This is a genomic window from Arthrobacter sp. 24S4-2 (genome assembly GCF_005280255.1).
Lineage (GTDB): Bacteria > Actinomycetota > Actinomycetes > Actinomycetales > Micrococcaceae > Arthrobacter.
In genome coordinates, this window is the sequence record NZ_CP040018.1 from 548,084 (window position 1) to 566,381 (window position 18,298).

Below are 18,298 nucleotides of genomic sequence, written 5' to 3' on the forward strand. Positions count from 1 at the left end.
CATGGCAACCGAATTGGGCCCGACGCCGGTAAAGCCGGCGTCGGGCGGTACCCCCGTCCACCACGCCCCCAAGGGCGTCGGTGAGGACAACAAGATCCTGAGCCAGGGCAAATGGGCTTCCTGGCTGCTGGCCCCGACCATCTTCGCCCTGGCGATCGTGATCGTTTACCCGATTATCAGCGCCATCGTTATGTCCTTCCAGAAGGACGCCGGGCTGGATCCGGTCACCGGGCTGTTCACGGCCGGCGGCCCGGCCGGCATCCAGAACTATGTCAACTGGCTTGCCCAGCAATGCGCGGCACCCGGAGGCGGAACGGTGGCATGTCCGCCCGGGACCCTCGGCGGCCAGTTCTGGTCCGCGACGGCCACCACGTTCTTCTTCACCGTGGTAACCGTGACCTTGGAGACCGTGCTCGGTTTCTGGATGGCCCTCATTATGGCCAGGACCTTCCGGGGCCGCAGCCTGGTCCGTGCCGCAGTCCTGGTTCCGTGGGCCATTCCCACCGCCGTGACCGCCAAGCTGTGGCTGTTCATCTTCGCTTTTGAAGGCATCGCCAACAAGCTGTTCAACACCACCATCCTGTGGACAGGCAGCGAGTGGCCGGCCAAGTGGGCTGTCATCATCGCCGACGTCTGGAAGACCACGCCGTTCATGGCGCTGCTCATCCTCGCCGGACTGCAGATGATCCCGGCCGAGGTCTATGAGGCTGCCAAGGTTGACGGTGCCACCACCTGGCAGCGGTTCCGGATGATCACCCTGCCGCTGGTCAAGCCGGCGCTGATGGTGGCTGTCCTCTTCCGCACCCTGGATGCCCTGCGGATGTTCGACCTCCCGTACATCCTCACCGGCGGTGCCAACAACACCACCACGCTCTCCATCCTGGTCATCAACCAGATCAGGCAAGGATTCAACGCGGCGGCAGCATTGTCCACCATCACATTCATCATCATCTTCCTCGTCGCGTTCATCTTTGTCCGCTTCCTCGGGGCGAATGTCGTGGAACAAAGCGGAGCCACCGGTAAGGGGAAGAAATGACCGCCGCGACCGAACTCCGGGCACAGCAGGACAAGGGCAGGAAGGCCTCCCAGAACAAGGAGAAATGGACGCAGGGCCGCACCTACATCAGCGCCGCCGTGGTCCTGATCTGGTGCCTGGCCCCGGCCTACTGGATGGTGGTCACGGCATTCCGGGAGGTCGGCTTCACCTACGACACGTCCCTACTGCCGACCCACGTCACCCTGGATAACTTCAACACCGCGTTCGATACGTCCTTCGGCAACCACTTCGGCCAGGCCTTGCTCAACAGCGTGTTCATCGGCGGTGTCGTCACTGTGGTTTCGCTGCTGATCGGTGTGTTCGCCGCCTACGCCCTGGCACGGCTGAATTTCCGGTTCAAGTACCTCGTGCTGGGCTTCATCCTGGGTGCGTCCATGTTCCCGGGCGTCGCACTCATCACGCCGCTGTTCCAGCTGTTCACCAACATCGGCTGGATCGGCACGTACCAGGCGCTGATCATCCCGAACATCTCGTTCGTGCTGCCGCTGACCGTATACACGATGACGTCCTTCTTCCGCGAAATGCCGTGGGAGCTGGAGGAATCGGCACGGGTGGACGGCTGCACCCAGGGTCAGGCGTTCCGGAAGGTGATCATGCCTTTGGCGGCGCCGGCCATCTTCACCACGGCCATCCTGGCGTTCATCTCCTCCTGGAATGAGTTCCTGATTGCCAGCCAGCTCTCCAGCGACGCGACCCAGCCGGTCACGGTGGCCATCGCGAGCTTCGCCGGGGCGCAACCGAACCAGATTCCGTACACGGCCATCATGGCCGCCGGAACCATTGTCACCATTCCCCTGGTGATCCTGGTCCTGGTCTTCCAGCGCAAGATTGTTGCCGGCCTCACCGCCGGCGCCGTCAAGTGAGGCGTCCAGTGAGCAGTCAAGTGCCAGGTTCGGCCGCTGGCAAAGACCAGAACCACGGGTTCGTCCGGAGTGAGCACAAACGCGCCCGCTCCGGGGAAGACTTCGACATCATCATCGGTTTCCTGGGGTTCTGGGCTGCTGTCCTGCTGGTGGTCACCGTCTGGATGGAGGTGACCGCCCAGCCGGCCCTCGGCTGGGCGGTCGGCCTGCTGGGAATCCTGCTGGCACTGTATGGCATGGTCCGGCTTCGCCGGCGCCTGCCAGCCAGGACCGCTACGCGTCAAAAATAGGAGCTGATCGGAGCTCAAAAGGCTGAGCAGAATAGACTGGCTTGTCGCCGCAGGGAAGCACAGGTAGCAACAATCTGCGGACGGCTGACAAGGGGAAACTGTGGCACGCACAACAGACAGGGCTCAACGGGGCGGCCATTCCGGCGTCAGCATTGAGGACGTCGCGGCCGCAGCCGGGGTTTCCACCGCTACAGTCTCGCGGGCAGTCCGCGGCCTGCCCAGGGTTTCACCGGCCACCCGGGAAAAGATTCTCGAGGTGGCGGGTGCCCTGGGCTACGTCGCGTCATCGTCAGCCTCCGGCCTGGCCACGGGCCGCACCAAGACTATCGGCGTGCTGGCACCGTTCGTCAGCCGCTGGTTCTTCTCCAAAGCCATTGAGGGTGCGGACCGGGAGCTCCACGCCCGCCAGTACAACCTCTCGCTGTTCAACCTCGGCGGCCACGGGAGCAACCGGGAGCGGCTGTTCAGCAAGACCATGGTCTACAAGCAGATCGACGCCCTGCTGGTGCTGTGCATGGCGCTGACGCATGACGAAATTGAGCACCTCCAGAAAATCGATATTCCGCTGGTGGTGGTGGGCGGCCATGTAGAGGAGTGCCCCTACATCGGCATCGACGATTACGCCGCGGCAGCCACCGCTGTGCGGCACCTGATCAGCCTGGGCCACAAGGACATCGCACTCCTGCATGGCGACGACGAAACGGACCTCAACTTCGATGTCCCCCGCGTCCGCATCAAGGCGTTCCAGGACGTCATGGCCGGATCCGGACTCACAGTGCGGCCGGAGTGGGACGAGTGGGGCGACTTCACCGTCCGCAGCGGCCAGGATGCGTTCACCAGGATGTGGGCCCGGCCGGGCCCGAGGCCCACGGCGATTTTCTGCGCTTCGGATGAAATGGCCATGGGCGTCATCTTCGAAGCCCAGAAAGTGGGCGTCCGCGTCCCGGAAGAACTGTCCGTCATCGGCATCGACGACCACGATTTCTCCGACGCCATGGGACTGACCACGGTGCGGCAAAGGCCTGACGAGCAGGCCGAACTCGGCACGAAGATGCTGTTGGACGAACTGGACGGCAACGTGGGGGCGGTCCAGTCCACCGTGGCCCCGCACCAGCTGATCGTCAGGAGAACGACGGCGCCGCCACCCTCGGCGGGTTCGGCCTAGGACTTAGCGGATTCGGCCTAGGATGCGCGGGCCAGCTGCCGGATGGGAATCCAGCGGGACGCCAGCCGGCGGTAGGCCGCTGCGGCCCCGGTCATGTCTCCCTCTGCCAGGCATTCGATGCCCAGCCTCACATCCATGGGTGAATCGTCCGGGTAGACCTTGTCCGCCACGGCGCCATAGTCCAGCTCCACCACGGAACCGGGATGGAAGTGCTCCAGCCACTCGGTCAGCTGCGTCATGTCATCCAGCATGTCCAGGTCGGGCGCGGCAAGGGCGAGGTTGGCCACGGCATAGCGGACCCGTTCCAGGGCTTCGCCGATCCGTGCCCAGACCCGTACCGTGACGATCCGTCCGCCCGATTCCACAACGTCCTGGTGGTCGGATTCCTGGAACAGCGAGAACCAGCTGAACGGGATGCCCCACGTGGAGGCGCGGGTGTGGACGCGGGTGGTGCCCTCGCGGGCTTTCACCAGGTCGATGCGTTCCTGGTGCCTGTCCCGCTGCTCCTCCGGGATGAGGAGCTCGGCCAGGGGGCCGTGGATGCCTTCCATCAGGGCATTGGCCGCAAGCCCCGCCCGCAGTACCAGCTGGCTGGGGCAGTACAGCAGTGCCGGGCCGCTCTCGGCGGCAGGGGAGCCGACGGCGGAACCCTGCCCCTCGGCGTCGGACGTACCCGAGGCATCCGGTGCGCCGGAGTGCTTTGGCCTGCGGGGCTGCTCCGGTTCGGGGGGAGCCGGGATAACCCGCACCAGATCGGTGCGGCCGGTGGGGAAGGGGTCTCCGCCCGGCCGGGTGATCCGGCCGAGGGAGGCCTGAAGCTCCGCGTTTTCCACCGCGGCGCGGGATGCCGTCCTGGCACCCGCCGCCTGCAGCGCGGCCCGCCGGTCCTCCGGGAAAGCGGACAGCGGCTCGTAGATCCGCAGCGCAGACGAGAACGGCAGGCCGGCCTGGCCCCGGTAGATGTTGCCCGTCATCGCTGACCCATTAGTCGGCAAGTTCCACTACGACCGGCGCGTGGTCTGAGGCGCCTTTGCCCTTGCGTTCCTCGCGGTCGATGGAGGCGCCGGTCACGCGGGAGGCGAGTGCCGGGGAGGCCAGGACGAAGTCGATCCGCATGCCCTCCTTCTTGGGGAACCGCAGCTGGGTGTAGTCCCAGTAGGTGTAGACGCCGGGGCCGGGGGTGTGCGGGCGGACGACGTCGGTGAATCCGGCCGCTTCAAAGGCGTGGAAGGCCGCGCGTTCGGGTTCGCTGACGTGGGTCATTGCGTTGGCACGGAAGAAGTCGATGTCCCAGACGTCGTCGTCCTGTGGGGCGATGTTCCAGTCGCCCATCAGGGCAATCTGCGCCTCAGGGCTGTCGGCGACCCAGGTCTGGGCGTGGGTCTTCAGCATGTCCAGCCAGCTTAGCTTGTAGGGCATGTGTTCGTCGTCGAGCGAGCGGCCGTTGGGTACGTAGAGGCTCCACACCCGGACGCCGCCGCATGTGGCACCGATGGCGCGGGCCTCCTGGACGGGGTCCTTGCCGTTCTTGCCGAAGACCGGCTGGTCCAGGAAGGACCGTTCAACGTCCTCGAGCCCCACGCGGGAAGCGATGGCCACGCCGTTCCACTGGTTTACGCCGAAGTGGGCCACCTCGTAGCCCATGCGCTCAAAGAGCTCCCACGGAAAGTTGTCGTCCTTGCACTTGGTTTCCTGGATGGCCAGGACATCACAGTCGCTGCGCTGCAGCCAGGCCTCCACGCGGTCGGCACGGGCACGGAGGGAGTTCACATTCCAGGTAGCAATCTTCACAGTTCCTAACTTACCGAACTTGGGCGTCAGGCATAGCGGACCGGTACGTCCGGAGCGTGCTCGTGCGGCGGAAACGGGGCACTTCGGCGCGGAAACGCCGACGGTTAGGGGTCCGGCGCACGGAAGCCACGTCAAAGTGCCCCACGACGGCGGTGCAAGCGACGGCGGTGCCCGACGGCGGTGCGCAGGGCACGTGCGCCGCCCTCCCGCACTCTGGAATTTAGTAGGAAGTCCGAGTATATTCAGCAGCAGGAATGATGTAGGTCACATGCAAAGGAGCATTTCCGCCATGGTTCGCGAGCTTTCCCACTATGTAAACGGACAACGCGTAGAAGGCACCTCCGGGCGCTTCAGCGACGTCTACGATCCCTGCACCGGCGAGGTTCAGGCCAGGCTGCCGCTGGCCAGTGCCGACGAGGTCCGCAACGCCATCGCCAGCGCGGAGAAGGCCCAGCTGGAATGGGGCGCCATGAACCCCCAGCGCCGCGGCCGGATCCTGCTGAAGTTCGTGGACCTCGTGAACGAACACCTGGACGAACTCGCCGCACTGCTCTCCTCCGAACACGGCAAGACCCTGCCGGACGCGAAAGGGGACATCCAGCGCGGCATCGAGGTGGTGGAATTCGCCGCCGGCGCCCCGCACCTGCTCAAGGGCGAATTCTCGGACAATGCCGGCACCGGAATCGATGTGCACTCGATGCGCCAGCCCCTGGGCGTAGTCGCCGGCATTACGCCGTTCAACTTCCCCGCCATGATTCCGCTCTGGAAGTCCGGCCCGGCGCTGGCCGCCGGCAACGCCTTCATCCTGAAGCCCTCGGAACGGGACCCGTCCGTGCCGCTGCGGCTGGCCGAGCTCTTCACCGAAGCCGGCGTGCCGGACGGCGTGTTCAACGTAATCAACGGGGGCAAGGAAGCCGTGGACGCGCTGCTCGAGGACGAGCGAGTGAAGGCCATCGGCTTCGTGGGCTCCACCCCGATCGCCCAGTACATCTACGCCACCGCGGCCGCCCACGGCAAGCGCGCCCAGTGCTTCGGCGGCGCCAAGAACCACATGGTGATCATGCCGGACGCGGATTTGGACATGGCGGTTGATGCGCTGATGGGGGCGGGCTACGGATCCGCCGGAGAGCGCTGCATGGCCATCTCCGTGGCGGTTCCGGTGGGCAAGGACACTGCCGATGCCCTGGTCTCCAAGCTGGAAGAGCGCGTGAAGCACCTCAAAGTGGGCCACAGCCTGGCCCAGGACTCGGACTTCGGCCCGGTGGTGGCCGCCTCGGCCAAGGAACGGATTGAAAATTACATCCAGTCCGGCGTCGACGAAGGCGCCACCCTCGTGGCGGACGGCCGCGGCCTCACCGTAGACGGCTACGACGGCGGCTTCTGGGTGGGGCCCACGCTTTTCGACAACGTCACCAAGGACATGAAGATCTACAAGGAGGAGATCTTCGGGCCCGTCCTCAGCGTGCTGCGCGCCGCTGACTATGACGAAGCCCTCCGGCTCTGCAGCGAGCACGAGTTCGGCAACGGCGTGGCCATCTTCACCCGTGACGGCGACGCCGCCCGCGACTTCGCCAGCCGCGTGCAGGTGGGTATGGTGGGCATCAACGTGCCCATCCCGGTGCCGATCGCCTACTACACGTTCGGCGGCTGGAAGGCGTCCGGCTTCGGAGACCTCAACCAGCACGGCGCCGATGCGTTCCGTTTCTACACCAAGACCAAGACCGTGACCACCCGCTGGCCCTCCGGCATCCGCCAAGGCGCCAGCTACGTGATGCCGGAAGGCAGCTGATGACCGCAGGACCTACCGCAGGTACGAACACAGCAAGCCCCACTGACGAAGTGCTCTTCGAGCGGCGCGGCCGCCTCGGCGTCGTCACGCTGAACCGGCCCCGGGCCGTGAATGCGCTCACCGCCGGCATGGCCGCCGCCATGCTGGAGCGGCTCACCGAATGGGCGGACGACGACGGCGTGGCCACCGTTCTGGTGCAGGGTGCCGGTGAGCGGGGGCTGTGCGCCGGCGGCGACATCGTGGCCATCTACGAGGACATGCTGACGGGCGGTGATGCCACGGCGGACTTCTGGCGCACCGAGTACCGGCTGAATGCCCTGATCTCCGGATACCCCAAGCCCTACGTGGCCTTCATGGACGGCCTGGTGCTCGGCGGCGGCGTGGGGATCTCCGCCCACGGCTCGGTGCGCGTGGTCACCGAGCGCACCCGCAGCGGCATGCCGGAGACTACCATCGGTTTTGTGCCCGACGTCGGCGGCACCCTGCTGCTGTCCCGCTCGCCGGGGGAGGCCGGCACCCATGCGGCGCTGACTGGCGCCCACCTGTCCGGTGCGGACGCCCTGTTCCTGGGCCTCGCGGACCACTTTGTGGCGTCCGCACACCTGCCCGCGCTGGCGGCCGCGCTGGAGACCGAAACGGCGGAAGCCGCCGTCGGACGCTTCAGCGAAAAGCCGCCCCCTTCGGCCCTGGCCGGGCAGCGGGACTGGATCGACGCCTGCTACACAGGCGACGACGCGGAGGAGATCCTCCGCCGGCTGCGCGGCTTTGACCGGGAGACTCCCGGCGACGCCGCTGGCGAGGCGGCTGAAGCTGCCGACACGATCGAAACGAAGTCGCCCACTGCTGTGAAGGTGGCGCTGGAATCGCTTCGCCGGGTACGGGGCCTGACGCTGGAGGAAGCCCTTGTGCAGGAATACCGCGTGGGCCTGCGGTGCCTGGCGGGTCCGGACTTCCGCGAAGGGATCCGTGCCCAGGTGGTGGACAAGGACCGCAACCCCCAGTGGAAGCCTGCCACCCTGCACGAGGTCGCCGCGGCCGACGTCGCGAGGTTCTTCGAGCCGGTGGGGGAGCGCGAGCTCAATCTGCAGTCAAAGGAGGCCGACAATGTCTGAAGCAGCACGCGCCGGGAAAACGGGGCACGTCGCGTTCCTGGGATTGGGACATATGGGCGGTCCCATGGCCGTCAACCTGGTCAAGGCCGGATACACAGTGGCTGGGTTCGACGTGGTGCCCGCAGCGCTGGACGCCGCGCGGGAGCACGGGATTCCAACGGTGGCCACGCCCGCCGATGCCGTGGCCGGCGCCGACGTGGTGCTCACCATGTTCCCCAGCGGCCAGCACGTCCTGGATGCCTACCGCGGAACGGACGGCCAGCCCGGACTGCTGGACGTTGCCGGTCCGGACACCATGTTCCTGGACTGCTCCACGATTAACGTGGACGAGGCGCGGGAGGCGTCCGCGCTCGCCGTGGCGGCCGGGCACCGGGCCGTGGACGCACCGGTCTCCGGAGGTGTGGTGGGAGCCGAAGCCGGAACCCTGACCTTCATGGTGGGCGCCCTGCCCGAGGACTTCGACGCCGTGCGGCCCCTGCTGGAAGTGATGGGCAAACGCGTGGTCCACTGCGGCGCCCACGGCGCAGGCCAGGCCGCCAAGGTGTGCAACAACCTGATCCTGGGCGTCTCGATGATCGCCGTGAGCGAGGCCTTTGTGCTCGGCGAGAAGCTGGGGCTGACGCACCAGGCCCTGTTCGACGTCGCGTCCGCGGCGTCCGGGCAGTGCTGGGCGCTCACCACCAACTGCCCGGTCCCGGGGCCGGTGCCCACCAGCCCGGCCAACAGGGACTACCAGCCGGGCTTTGCCGGGGCGCTCATGGCGAAGGACCTCAAGCTGGCCCTGAATGCCCTGCAGAGCACCGGAGTGGCCGCACGGATGGGGCCGCTGGCGTCGGAGATCTACGATACGTTTGCCGCGGAGGGCGGCGCTGGCCGTGACTTCTCCGGCATCATCACGGACATCCGGGACAAGTCGGCGCACTAGGCCCGGCCAGCGTCCGGAGGGCCGGTCACATCAGCGGCGCCCGGAGCCGGCACTAATTTTGAGCAGAACCACGTGAGGAGTCAGGCATGACGGAACAGTACGGGAACATTCTGGTGGAGCGGCGGGGACGCGTGGGGCTGGTGACGCTGAACCGGCCCGAAGCGCTGAATGCGCTGAACAAGGCCACCATGGACGAACTCGTCGCTGCCGTCACGGCCATGGATACGGACCCCGAGGTGGGCGCCGTGGTGGTCACGGGGTCCGGCAAAGCGTTTGCGGCCGGCGCGGACATCAAAGAGATGGCCGCCCAGGGCTACATGGACATGTACGCCGCGGACTGGTTCCGCGGCTGGGAGGACTTCACCAGGCTGCGCATCCCCGTGGTGGCGGCCGTCTCCGGCTTCGCCCTGGGCGGCGGCTGCGAGCTGGCCATGATGTGCGACTTCATCATCGCCGGGGACAACGCGAAGTTCGGGCAGCCGGAGATCAACCTGGGCGTGCTGCCGGGCATGGGCGGTTCACAGCGGCTGACCCGCGCCGTGGGCAAGTCCAAGGCGATGGACCTGATCCTGACCGGGCGGTTCATGGATGCCGAGGAAGCCGAACGCGCCGGCCTGGTGTCCAGGGTGGTGCCCGCGGCGGACGTGGTCGAAGAGGCCCTCAAGGCCGCCGAGGTGATTGCTTCCAAGTCCAAGCCGGTGGCGATGGTGGCCAAGGAAGCAGTCAACGCGGCGTTTGAGACCGGGCTGGCGCAGGGCGTGCTTTTCGAGCGGCGGATCTTCCACTCGCTCTTCGCCACCGACGACCAGAAGGAAGGCATGGCCGCGTTCACGGAGAAGCGCCGGCCGGAATTCAGGCACCGCTAGGGACTTCGGTCCCTGAGGACTGTGACCCTACGGACTTTGACCCTGAGTACTTCGACCCCTAAGGCCGCGGCGCCCGGCGGTGGGCGCGGAGCACTGAATCCGTGACGGTGACGGAGCCGCCCTCCGAGTCCGTCACGGAGCGCCGTCGTGCTTCGCAGACATCGATTTCCCATTCGTCCGGGTCAAGTTCGGCGGCGATTTCCTCCGGGGTGAAAAGCAGGCCCGGCTGCGACGGACGGGGAATCCCCGCCGCCAGGTCAGCCGGGTGGTGGCCCACGATCAGCAGCGTGCCGCCGGGGGCAACGGATGCCGCCAGGCGGTGATACAGCTCAGTCCTCGGATCCTGGGGCAGGTGCATGAACTGGGCGGACACAAGGTCGAAGGTGCCGGCCGGCGGGGGTGATGCGGTGAGGTCATGGTGGACCCAGACGATCCTCCCGGCCAGCGCGGCATCCTCCGCCGCCCGTTCCGCGGCCCGGGCCAGCGCCACGGAGGAAATGTCCACGGCGGTGACCCGCCAGCCCTGCCGTGCCAGCCAGATTGAGTCGGCTCCTTCGCCGCTGCCCACGTCCAGGGCGGAGCCCGGGCGCAGGGCGGCGGCCTCGGCCATCAGGGTGGGGTTCGGATTGCGGCTCCAGACCGAACCGTGCTGGCGGTAGCGCTCATCCCAGAACGACTCGTCAAACTGCATCCATGGTCTCCTCGCTGCCCGTGCTTCCGGTCCCGGCAGCGTACCGTCAGGGACGGCCCGCGCTAAGCCGCGACTATGCCACGATACGCCGTGACGGCGTCCTCCAGTTCCTGTGCCATGATGTCGGTGTTGATCACGACGCCGGTCCACGCTCCGACCGGGCAAGCAGCCGGTGGAGTTCATCAGCCTGTTCGGGCCAAGGCGAACGGGATGCACGTCATGGCCAAGCCCTCAGGCTCATGGGCGCGGTTAGGCGGCGCTGATGCCGAACAGTCCGATGATCAGGCCCATGACCACGAGCGTCACCAGTTCGTGCGCGCAGTTCAGGACAGTCAGCCCGGCCGGGCGGCCCTCGAAGGCGTCGTGGGTGATGAAGCGGGCGGCCGTGAACCCGGCCCAGAGGATGAGAGCGGTGATCAGCGTGTTCGCCAGGAAGTTGCCGCCGTAGAAATGCTGGGAGATGGCGGCGGATCCGGCAAGGACCAGGGCGCTGATGAAGCTGACCACCAGCGTGATCAGGATGGGTTTGACCGCGTCCTTCGCGTCGCCGCTGGGGGATACTTTCGCGACCTTCATCCAGTAGTTGCCGAACACTTTGGGGGTGTACCAGACCGAGCCCACCACCATGCTGGAAAGGGTGGCCAGCAGTACGGCCCAGATGTTGATTTCCGGAATCATCACGCTCTCCTCGGTACCGGGTCCTAGTCCCTCGAAGTCTAGGGCTGCCCGCCGCGTTGATCGCGGCAACACGGTGGTCAGTCCGAGAAGTCGCCGGCATTCCGTCGGAATTTCCCGAGGATGCGGATCAGCTGGTCCACGTCCTGGTTGGCGAAACCTGACTGGCCGAACACTTCGGTGTTGAGCGCCGCCGTCGCACTTTTGGCCAGGGTGCGGCCCTCGGCGGTGAGCTCGATCAGGGTAGTGCGGCCGTCCGTCGGGTGCGGGGAGCGGACCACCAGGCCGGCGACCTGGAGGCGGTCGACGGCGTTGGTCACCGAAGTGGGGTGGACCTGCAGGAGCGCGCTCGCCTTATTCATGGGCAGCGCGCCGCTGCGGGCGAAGCTCAGTAGTGCCAGGAGTTCGTAGCGCGCGAAGGTCAGGCCGAAGGGCTTGAGCACGCCTTCGATCCGGGCCAGCAGGATCTGCTGCGTGCGCATGATGGCCGTGATGGCGGCCATGGGCGCGGCAACATCACCCCAGCCGTGCCGTTCCCAGTTGCGCTGGGCGTCGGCGATGGGATCGCGCGGGAGCGGGTTTCCCATGGCACCTCCTGACATGTGGGTTGTTCCAGCCTAGCTTTTCAAATTCGGGAAATCCGACTCGGAGTACTCGACGCCCAGGCCCTCGGGCAGGGGGCCGCTGCCGTGCCGGAGCTCTTCGCTGTGCCGGAGTTCCACGCGGCGGATCTTGCCCGAGATGGTCTTCGGCAGCTCCGCGAATTCCAGTCGCCGGATTCGCTTGAACGGGGCCAGACGGTCGCGGCAGTACCGCAGGATGTCCTCCGCGAGTTCGGGGCCGGGCTGGTGCCCAGCGGCCAGGACCACAAACGCCTTCGGCACGGACAGCTTCAGCGGATCGGGGGAAGGGACGACGGCGGCCTCGGCCACCGCCGGGTGCTCGATCAGGACGCTTTCCAGCTCGAACGGGGACAACCGGTAGTCGGAGGACTTGAACACGTCGTCGCCGCGGCCCACGTAGGTGATGATGCCGCGCTCGTCCCGGCTGGCCATGTCACCCGTGTGGTAATAGCCGTCCCGGAAGGCGTCCGCGCTCTTCTCCGGGTCGCCGTAGTACGCCTTCATCAGCCCAACAGGGCGGGGGTCCAGGCGGAGGCAGAGCTCGCCGTCGTCGGCCTCTTCGCCCGTAGCAGGGTCAACCAACACCACGTCGTAGCCGGGCAGCGGCTTGCCCATGGCGCCGATCTTGATCGGCTGGCCGGGGGTGTTGGCGATCTGCACCGTGGATTCGGTCTGGCCGAAGCCGTCCCGGATGGTCTGGCCCCAGGCACGGTGGACCTGGTCGATCACCTCGGCGTTGAGCGGCTCGCCGGCGGACACCACCTTGGTGGGCGGGTTCTTCAGGACGGTGAGGTCGGCCTGGATCAGCATCCGCCACACGGTGGGCGGGGCGCAGAAGCTGGTCACCTTTTCCCGGTCCATTTGTTCCATCAGAGCCTTGGCGTCGAACCGGCTGTAGTTGTAGATGAACACGCAGGCCTCGGCGATCCAGGGTGTGAACACGTTGGACCAGGCGTGCTTGGCCCAGCCCGGCGAGGCGACGTTCAGGTGCACATCGCCGGGTTCCAGCCCGATCCAGAACATGGTGGACAGGTGGCCCACCGGATAGGAGGTATGGGTGTGCTCCACCAGTTTGGCCTTGGATGTGGTGCCCGACGTGAAGTAGAGAAGCAGGGTTTCGTCCGCCCGGGTGGGCGCGTCCGGCGTGAAGTCTGCCGGGGCGCCGGCTGCCTCCGTGTATTGGGCGGCCGCCTCTTCGGCGGAGGAAGCATCGCCGTCCGCGATTTCAATCAGTTTGTAGTTCCCCGGGACGTCGGCGAACTTGCCGATGTTGGAGCTTCCGACGGCGGCCCAGCCCGCCTCGCCGCGGTCCACCCGGTCCAACAGGTCCGTCGGGCCCATCAGGGTGGTGGTCGGAATCATCACAATGCCCAGCTTGATGCCCGCCAGCATGAGCTCCCAGAGTTCAACCTGGTTGCCGAGCATGATGATCATGCGGTCCCCGCGGCGGACGCCCTGGCCCCGGAGCCAGTTGGCCACCTGGTTGGAGCGCCCGGCAAGCTCCGCGAAGCTCCGCCGGGTGGCGCTGCCGTCCTGTTCCACGATGACCAGGGCGGGCCTGGCGCCCTTGCCCGGGTCCGCGGCTATCCGGTCGAACCAGTCGAGGGCGAAGTTGAACTCCTCGAAGCGGGGCCATTGGAATTCATCTCGCGCCTGGCCGTAGTTCTCGCGCAGGGCAAGCAGCCTGTCCCTCGCGGCCCGGAAGTCGTCGGTGACTGTCATGGGGGCCCTTTCGCCTAGTGATCCACATCACTGTGCAATATACTAGGACATCCAAGGGTTTGGAAGGGCCGGGTGCGAGGGTGCGGCCGGCGGACGACGAAGGGATACATGCCCGTGCAGACACAGGGACGTGCCAGCGGATCGCCCGATACTGCGGAAATTGCTGCCAAGCGGCCGGAACCGCCGTTCCCCGACGCGGACCTTATGTACATCGTGGACCTGCTGCCGGCAGGGGAGCGCTCGCGCTATCTGGAGGTGCGGGACTTCCTGCAGTCCCGCATTCGCGCGGCGTCGATCCAGTACTGGAACCGCGAGGAATTTCCTTTCGGGCTGCTGGCCGAAATGGGTAAGTACGGGCTGGGCGGGCTGCAGACGGACGGAACGTCGGCGCTCTTCAAGGGCCTGATGTACGTGGAAGTGGCCCGCGCGGATGTTTCCCTCTCCGCCCTGGTAGGCATCCACAACGAGCTGATCGTCGGGATGATCGACGCGCTCGGTTCGGAGGAACAGAAGCAACGCTGGCTTCCCGGGCTGACAGCTTTCACCCAGCTGGGCGCCTTCGCGCTGACGGAGCCGGACCACGGTTCGGACATTGCCGGCGGCCTCGAAACGTCAGCCCGGCTGGAGCGCGGCGAATGGGTGATCAACGGGGCCAAGCGCTGGATCGGCGCGGGGACCATCGCTGATTTCGCGCTTGTCTGGGCCCGCGATGTCGCTGATCAGCAGATCAAGGGGTTCATCGTGGAAACGGACCGCCCGGGGTATTCCGCCACGAAGATCTGCAACAAGATCGGCCTGCGGATCATGCAGAACGCGGACATCCGGCTGGACGACGTGCGCGTTCCCGAAGCGAACCTGCTGCCCGGCGCCACTGACTTTTCCAAGGCCAACCACCTCCTCCGCGACTCGCGCGCCTGGGTTGGCTGGCAAGGTGCCGGGATCCAGCTGGCCGCCTTCGACGTCGCCCGGTCGTATGCGCTGGAACGGAAGCAGTTCGGCAAGGAACTGGCAAAGTTCCAGCTGATCCAGCAACAGCTGGCCGAGATCCTGGGCAACGCCAGTGCCTCACTGGCGCTGATGGCGCAGCTGGCCCGGATCCAGCAGGACGGCAAGCTGGAAATGGTGCAGGCCGCCATGGCCAAGTCCACCACCACCAGGCTGGCGCGGGCCTCGGTGGCCATGGGCAGGTCGCTGATGGGCGGCAATGGCATCAGCAGCGACTACGAGATGGGCAAGCTCTTTGGCGACGCCGAAATCCTTTACACGTATGAAGGAAGCTACGAGATCAACTCCCTGATCGTGGCCCGCGCCGTGACGGGGAAGTCGGCGTTCGTCTGAGGGCCCGGCGGCCCGTCCCGGCGGCCGGGCTCACGCGCCGTGACGCGTCCGCGCACGCGGTGAGCCGTCGCCGTCGTACTTTCCTTAGTCCTGGCCCTTTTGGTACTGGAGCAGGACCACGCCGTTGCCGAAAGTCCGCGTCCCGGTCAGGCTGAGCTTCATCCTGACGTCCGGCGACTGGAACAGTGGCCGGCCCTCGCCCAGGACCACGGGGTGGACATAGATCCGGTATTCGTCGATCAGGCCGTGCCGCATGAACGTTGCGGCAAGGTTGGCGCCGCCGAGCGCGAGGTCACCGCCGGGCTGCGCCTTCAGTTCCGCGATTTGTTCAGGCACGACATCGTGGATCACCGTGGTGTTCCAGTCCGCCGTGGTGAGGGTCCGGGAAAAGACGAACTTCGGCATGTCCCGCCAGATCTTGGCGAACTCGGCCATCGTCGCCGTGATGTCCGGATCCTGGTCCGCCGTCGGCCAGAATTCGGCCATGAGCTCATGGGTGATCCGGCCGTCCAGGAACGCGCCCATCGCCCTGCACTCATCGTTGAAGTGTTGGTGGAGTTCGTCGTCCACGAGGTGCCAGCTGATGTCACGGTCCAGCCCTTCGAAGAACCCGTCAATGGACACAGACATCATCAGGATGATCTTCCGCATGGCGCTACCTCCTTGGCCGGGCGGCCGCCGGGGCGTGGCCGCCGTCATAGGTTCCAGTGAATCACTCGAGGATCCGTTGGAACAGGACATGATCCTGCCAGGAGCCGGCAATCTTCAGGTAGGACGGCGCCACTCCTATCTCCTGGAACCGTGCACGCTTCAGAATTTTCTGCGACGCCGCGTTGTGCCTGAGCGTCGCAGCCTGCAGCCTGTGCAGCCCCAGTTCTTCCCTTGCGGCCGCTGCAGCATGCACGACGGCGGCAGTGCCGATTCCCCGGCCGTTGTACTCCCGGTCAATCCAGTATCCGACGTGGGCGTTCAGGAAGGGCCCGCGGACAATCCCGCTCAGCGTGACCGTTCCGATGATGCGGTGGCCGTCAAGGATCACCCAAGGCACTTCCCAGCCGGCCGCGTGCAATGCGAGTTTGGCTTCGATGGCCTCGCCTTGGCCGGCCGTAGTGAAGAACTCGTCGAACCGGGCGGGCTCCCAAGGGGCGAGGTGGTCCCGGTTTAGCTGGTAGGCGGCACCAAGGAGGCCTGCATCAGAGTCCCGAAGCACCCGCAATTGAACAGTGCCGATCAGTGTGGTGGCATCCGTATCCATCATCTGACTCTATCGGCGCGTGGAGCGTGGCGGCGTGCGGGCGGGTCCAGCGGATGCCCTAAGGAGGTCCTTGGGCCCTTCCGCCGGGGCGGGGCGGGGATCAGAGTTGTTTCAGGGGGAAACCGGACGGGATCAACCCCGACTTTATTCGCGGAAAAGGAGGAGCCATGCGGATCGAATCCTGGATTTTCGGAGGATTGTCGATGTTCTTCGTCCCTGTGGGCGTGGTTTACGGTTTCGTCACGGGTTGGACTGAGCCGGTGGGTTTCCTGGCGCTGTGGCTGGTGGGCGCCCTGGCCGGGCTGATCGGAGGCTACCTCGGATACACCGGCAGGCGCATTGGGATGCGTCCCGAAGACCGACAGGACGCGGAGATCCATGAGGGCGCCGGTGAACAGGGCCAATTCAGTCCCTGGAGTTGGTGGCCGATTGCTTTGGGCTTTTCCGCAGCCGTCGGCTTCCTGGGCATGGCCATCGGATTCTGGCTGGTCTACCTCAGTGCCGGGTTCGCCCTGATTGCCCTGATTGGATGGGTCTTCGAGTACAGCCGCGGGGATCACGCCCACTAACATGCGTTCGTCCGAGGGCGCTCGGCCTGCGGCGCTGTTGGTCCGACGGTGCCGTTAAATCGACGGCCCTGTTAGTCCGCGTGTGCCGTTTGGGCTGACGGCCCCGCGCCCGCCTGATACTGCGAGAACACGGGTGGCGGCGCGTAGGGGTTCTCGGGACGCTCCGGATCCGGGATGGAAGGCTCCCTCGAGTCGTACGTCCGTGCGGCGCGGAGGTCACGCGACCGTCTGACCAACCCGATGCCCAGCAGACCCGCGCCGCCGGCCGGCAGGGCGAGTCCCAACACGAAAAGCGCTAGCGAACCGTCCGGCGCCCTGCCGGACAACACGTCATAAGCGGATGACGGTAAAACAAACAGTGTCCCAAACAGCAGCACACTGCCCAACGAAATTTGCAGCCGGCCCTTGGACTTCATGGCTTCCCCTGAGCGCATTCTGCGGACTCCTTGGTGTTCATTGAACCCGGTCAGGGCACCAACGGGAACCCCCTGCCAGCGGGCACGGGCCAACCATGATTTGCCCGGGCACGCGATTTCCCGTGTCACAAGGTGTACGTAGTACACTTGTCCCAAGAAGGCAGCTAACGAGGGATGTCCACATGACTCAGCAGGCGGAGGCGACGCGCCGACTTCCGTTGAACCGGGAACGCGTGCTGGATGCCGCCGTGGTGCTTGCCGATGAGGTGGGCATCGAGTCACTCAGCATGAGGCGGCTGGCCCAGGAGCTCGGCGTCGTGCCGATGGCGCTCTACAAGCACGTCGCCAACAAGGAGGAACTGCTTGACGGCATGGTCGACGTCATTGTCGGCGAGATCGCCCCTGCGGTCCCCGGCACGGACTGGAAGAACACGGTCCGGCTGAGGGTCCTCTCGGCGAGGAACTCGCTGCTGCGTCACCCGTGGGCCCGTCCGGTGCTGGAGACGCGCACCAACCCGACACCGGCGGTGCTGGGGTACATGGACTCGTTCATCGGCATGTTCTTCGCCGGCGGGTTCGCCGTGGATCTCACCCACCACGTCATGCACGCCCTCGGCAGCCGCATGTGGGGGTTCACCCAGGAGCTCTTCGACGACCCGGGCCAGGCATCGCAGGCTGAGGTGGCGCCCGACGTCCAGGCAGCGACGTTCCAGGAGATGGCAGCGAGGTATCCGAATATTCTGAAAGTCGCCTCGGCGGCCACCCACGACGACGGGTCGGTGGTGGGGCAAGGCTGTGACGATCAGTTTGAGTTCGAGTTCGCCCTCGATCTGCTCCTCGACGGTTTCGAGCGGTTCCACCGGCAGGGCTGGACGTCGGCGCGGGCGAAGTTGGACCACGGCAACAAATGATTGGCCCCACGCAGGTTTGGACTTGGTTGAACCCGTGCTGGCTTGTGGGGATGGAGGCGCTCGACTGGCTGGCACCTGGCGGTTGGAGAACCCGCATCCGGGGCCGATCCATTCCGCCATGGAAGAACGTGACGGACGCCCGAGCCGGTGGAACACGCTTGGGGCGCCGCGCGGGCTTAAGTGGTGCGAACGCCCCTAGGACTCGTCCGGCGAGGGCCTCTACTCCGATGCTTAGAGTGC

General features: G+C 66.2%; 20 protein-coding genes. 11 read left to right on the top strand and 9 right to left on the bottom strand.

Annotated features, from left to right (window positions below; all coding sequences use genetic code 11):
* Position 1: 1 nt before the first annotated feature.
* The 4 genes from FCN77_RS02645 (at position 2) to FCN77_RS02660 (ending at position 3,375) form a co-directional block, all read left to right on the top strand.
* Positions 2 to 1,036: a carbohydrate ABC transporter permease gene (locus FCN77_RS02645; RefSeq protein ID WP_137320997.1), complete on the top strand. Its 1,035-nt coding sequence runs from the start codon at positions 2 to 4 to the stop codon at positions 1,034 to 1,036.
* Positions 1,033 to 1,920 (top strand): carbohydrate ABC transporter permease, encoded by an 888-nt coding sequence (locus FCN77_RS02650; protein ID WP_137320998.1) that lies wholly within the window; start codon positions 1,033 to 1,035, stop codon positions 1,918 to 1,920. The genes FCN77_RS02645 and FCN77_RS02650 overlap by 4 nt, the downstream gene beginning before the upstream one ends.
* Before the next feature lie 20 nt (positions 1,921 to 1,940).
* Positions 1,941 to 2,210, top strand: a complete 270-nt coding sequence (locus FCN77_RS02655) for a hypothetical protein (RefSeq protein WP_137324611.1) — start codon at positions 1,941 to 1,943, stop codon at positions 2,208 to 2,210.
* Positions 2,211 to 2,310: 100 nt separating this feature from the next.
* Positions 2,311 to 3,375 (top strand): LacI family DNA-binding transcriptional regulator, encoded by a 1,065-nt coding sequence (locus tag FCN77_RS02660; RefSeq protein ID WP_137320999.1) that lies wholly within the window; start codon positions 2,311 to 2,313, stop codon positions 3,373 to 3,375.
* Between the two features lie 17 nt (positions 3,376 to 3,392).
* Here the strand turns inward: FCN77_RS02660 and FCN77_RS02665 are convergent, their stop codons facing one another.
* Entirely contained in the window at positions 3,393 to 4,349 is a 957-nt protein-coding gene (locus FCN77_RS02665; RefSeq protein ID WP_137321000.1) for a hypothetical protein, read from the bottom strand.
* Positions 4,350 to 4,359: 10 nt separating this feature from the next.
* Entirely contained in the window at positions 4,360 to 5,166 is an 807-nt protein-coding gene (locus tag FCN77_RS02670; RefSeq protein WP_137321001.1) for an exodeoxyribonuclease III, read from the bottom strand.
* A gap of 289 nt (positions 5,167 to 5,455) precedes the next feature.
* Between FCN77_RS02670 and FCN77_RS02675 the strand changes: the two genes are divergently transcribed.
* From FCN77_RS02675 to FCN77_RS02690, 4 genes are all read left to right on the top strand, one after another.
* Positions 5,456 to 6,955, top strand: a complete 1,500-nt coding sequence (locus tag FCN77_RS02675) for a CoA-acylating methylmalonate-semialdehyde dehydrogenase (RefSeq protein WP_137321002.1) — start codon at positions 5,456 to 5,458, stop codon at positions 6,953 to 6,955.
* Positions 6,955 to 8,067 (top strand): enoyl-CoA hydratase/isomerase family protein, encoded by a 1,113-nt coding sequence (locus FCN77_RS02680; protein ID WP_137321003.1) that lies wholly within the window; start codon positions 6,955 to 6,957, stop codon positions 8,065 to 8,067. The genes FCN77_RS02675 and FCN77_RS02680 overlap by 1 nt, the downstream gene beginning before the upstream one ends.
* The gene (gene mmsB / locus FCN77_RS02685) at positions 8,060 to 8,992 is read left to right on the top strand and encodes a 3-hydroxyisobutyrate dehydrogenase (protein WP_137321004.1); all 933 of its coding nucleotides are present in this window, start codon (positions 8,060 to 8,062) and stop codon (positions 8,990 to 8,992) included. The genes FCN77_RS02680 and mmsB overlap by 8 nt, the downstream gene beginning before the upstream one ends.
* An 86-nt stretch (positions 8,993 to 9,078) precedes the next feature.
* Entirely contained in the window at positions 9,079 to 9,858 is a 780-nt protein-coding gene (locus tag FCN77_RS02690) for an enoyl-CoA hydratase (RefSeq protein ID WP_137321005.1), read from the top strand.
* A 58-nt stretch (positions 9,859 to 9,916) separates the two neighbouring features.
* On the opposite strand, the gene FCN77_RS02695 is transcribed toward FCN77_RS02690, so the two are convergent.
* From FCN77_RS02695 to FCN77_RS02710, 4 genes are all read right to left on the bottom strand, one after another.
* Positions 9,917 to 10,549 carry a bifunctional 2-polyprenyl-6-hydroxyphenol methylase/3-demethylubiquinol 3-O-methyltransferase UbiG gene (locus FCN77_RS02695; RefSeq protein WP_137321006.1) on the bottom strand — a complete coding sequence of 211 codons (633 nt, stop codon included), beginning with the start codon at positions 10,547 to 10,549 and terminating at the stop codon, positions 9,917 to 9,919.
* A 249-nt stretch (positions 10,550 to 10,798) separates the two neighbouring features.
* A complete protein-coding gene (locus FCN77_RS02700) occupies positions 10,799 to 11,227 on the bottom strand; it encodes a DUF1761 domain-containing protein (RefSeq protein ID WP_137321007.1) in 429 nt (142 codons plus the stop codon).
* Between the two features lie 77 nt (positions 11,228 to 11,304).
* On the bottom strand, positions 11,305 to 11,811 hold the full coding sequence (locus FCN77_RS02705) for a MarR family winged helix-turn-helix transcriptional regulator (RefSeq protein WP_137321008.1): 507 nt from the start codon (positions 11,809 to 11,811) through the stop codon (positions 11,305 to 11,307).
* A 30-nt stretch (positions 11,812 to 11,841) separates the two neighbouring features.
* Complete coding sequence (locus FCN77_RS02710) at positions 11,842 to 13,569, bottom strand: AMP-binding protein (protein ID WP_137321009.1); 1,728 nt, start codon at positions 13,567 to 13,569, stop codon at positions 11,842 to 11,844.
* Between the two features lie 108 nt (positions 13,570 to 13,677).
* On the opposite strand from FCN77_RS02710, the gene FCN77_RS02715 reads away from it, so the two are divergent.
* The gene (locus tag FCN77_RS02715) at positions 13,678 to 14,907 is read left to right on the top strand and encodes an acyl-CoA dehydrogenase family protein (protein WP_137321010.1); all 1,230 of its coding nucleotides are present in this window, start codon (positions 13,678 to 13,680) and stop codon (positions 14,905 to 14,907) included.
* Between the two features lie 84 nt (positions 14,908 to 14,991).
* On the opposite strand, the gene FCN77_RS02720 is transcribed toward FCN77_RS02715, so the two are convergent.
* Positions 14,992 to 15,558 (bottom strand): dihydrofolate reductase family protein, encoded by a 567-nt coding sequence (locus FCN77_RS02720; protein ID WP_137321011.1) that lies wholly within the window; start codon positions 15,556 to 15,558, stop codon positions 14,992 to 14,994.
* Positions 15,559 to 15,619: 61 nt separating this feature from the next.
* Positions 15,620 to 16,165, bottom strand: a complete 546-nt coding sequence (locus FCN77_RS02725) for a GNAT family N-acetyltransferase (protein ID WP_254678822.1) — start codon at positions 16,163 to 16,165, stop codon at positions 15,620 to 15,622.
* A gap of 164 nt (positions 16,166 to 16,329) precedes the next feature.
* On the opposite strand from FCN77_RS02725, the gene FCN77_RS02730 reads away from it, so the two are divergent.
* On the top strand, positions 16,330 to 16,731 hold the full coding sequence (locus FCN77_RS02730; protein ID WP_137321013.1) for a cytochrome c oxidase subunit 4: 402 nt from the start codon (positions 16,330 to 16,332) through the stop codon (positions 16,729 to 16,731).
* A gap of 71 nt (positions 16,732 to 16,802) precedes the next feature.
* Here the strand turns inward: FCN77_RS02730 and FCN77_RS26205 are convergent, their stop codons facing one another.
* Positions 16,803 to 17,165 carry a hypothetical protein gene (locus FCN77_RS26205; RefSeq protein WP_137321014.1) on the bottom strand — a complete coding sequence of 121 codons (363 nt, stop codon included), beginning with the start codon at positions 17,163 to 17,165 and terminating at the stop codon, positions 16,803 to 16,805.
* 164 nt (positions 17,166 to 17,329) lie between these two features.
* Here FCN77_RS26205 and FCN77_RS02740 point away from each other — a divergent pair, with 164 nt between their 5' ends.
* Positions 17,330 to 18,058, top strand: a complete 729-nt coding sequence (locus tag FCN77_RS02740; protein ID WP_137321015.1) for a TetR/AcrR family transcriptional regulator C-terminal domain-containing protein — start codon at positions 17,330 to 17,332, stop codon at positions 18,056 to 18,058.
* Positions 18,059 to 18,298 lie beyond the last annotated feature (240 nt).

Coding starts and splice junctions, on each gene's coding strand:
- FCN77_RS02645 (WP_137320997.1), top strand. CDS start 2: ATGGCAACCGAATTGGGCCCGACGCCGGTAAAGCCGGCGTCGGGCGGT.
- FCN77_RS02650 (WP_137320998.1), top strand. CDS start 1,033: ATGACCGCCGCGACCGAACTCCGGGCACAGCAGGACAAGGGCAGGAAG.
- FCN77_RS02665 (WP_137321000.1), bottom strand. CDS start 4,349: ATGACGGGCAACATCTACCGGGGCCAGGCCGGCCTGCCGTTCTCGTCT.
- FCN77_RS02675 (WP_137321002.1), top strand. CDS start 5,456: ATGGTTCGCGAGCTTTCCCACTATGTAAACGGACAACGCGTAGAAGGC.
- FCN77_RS02680 (WP_137321003.1), top strand. CDS start 6,955: ATGACCGCAGGACCTACCGCAGGTACGAACACAGCAAGCCCCACTGAC.
- mmsB (WP_137321004.1), top strand. CDS start 8,060: ATGTCTGAAGCAGCACGCGCCGGGAAAACGGGGCACGTCGCGTTCCTG.
- FCN77_RS02690 (WP_137321005.1), top strand. CDS start 9,079: ATGACGGAACAGTACGGGAACATTCTGGTGGAGCGGCGGGGACGCGTG.
- FCN77_RS02695 (WP_137321006.1), bottom strand. CDS start 10,549: ATGCAGTTTGACGAGTCGTTCTGGGATGAGCGCTACCGCCAGCACGGT.
- FCN77_RS02700 (WP_137321007.1), bottom strand. CDS start 11,227: ATGATTCCGGAAATCAACATCTGGGCCGTACTGCTGGCCACCCTTTCC.
- FCN77_RS02705 (WP_137321008.1), bottom strand. CDS start 11,811: ATGGGAAACCCGCTCCCGCGCGATCCCATCGCCGACGCCCAGCGCAAC.
- FCN77_RS02710 (WP_137321009.1), bottom strand. CDS start 13,569: ATGACAGTCACCGACGACTTCCGGGCCGCGAGGGACAGGCTGCTTGCC.
- FCN77_RS02715 (WP_137321010.1), top strand. CDS start 13,678: ATGCCCGTGCAGACACAGGGACGTGCCAGCGGATCGCCCGATACTGCG.
- FCN77_RS02720 (WP_137321011.1), bottom strand. CDS start 15,558: ATGCGGAAGATCATCCTGATGATGTCTGTGTCCATTGACGGGTTCTTC.
- FCN77_RS02725 (WP_254678822.1), bottom strand. CDS start 16,165: ATGATGGATACGGATGCCACCACACTGATCGGCACTGTTCAATTGCGG.
- FCN77_RS02730 (WP_137321013.1), top strand. CDS start 16,330: ATGCGGATCGAATCCTGGATTTTCGGAGGATTGTCGATGTTCTTCGTC.
- FCN77_RS26205 (WP_137321014.1), bottom strand. CDS start 17,165: ATGCGCTCAGGGGAAGCCATGAAGTCCAAGGGCCGGCTGCAAATTTCG.
- FCN77_RS02740 (WP_137321015.1), top strand. CDS start 17,330: ATGACTCAGCAGGCGGAGGCGACGCGCCGACTTCCGTTGAACCGGGAA.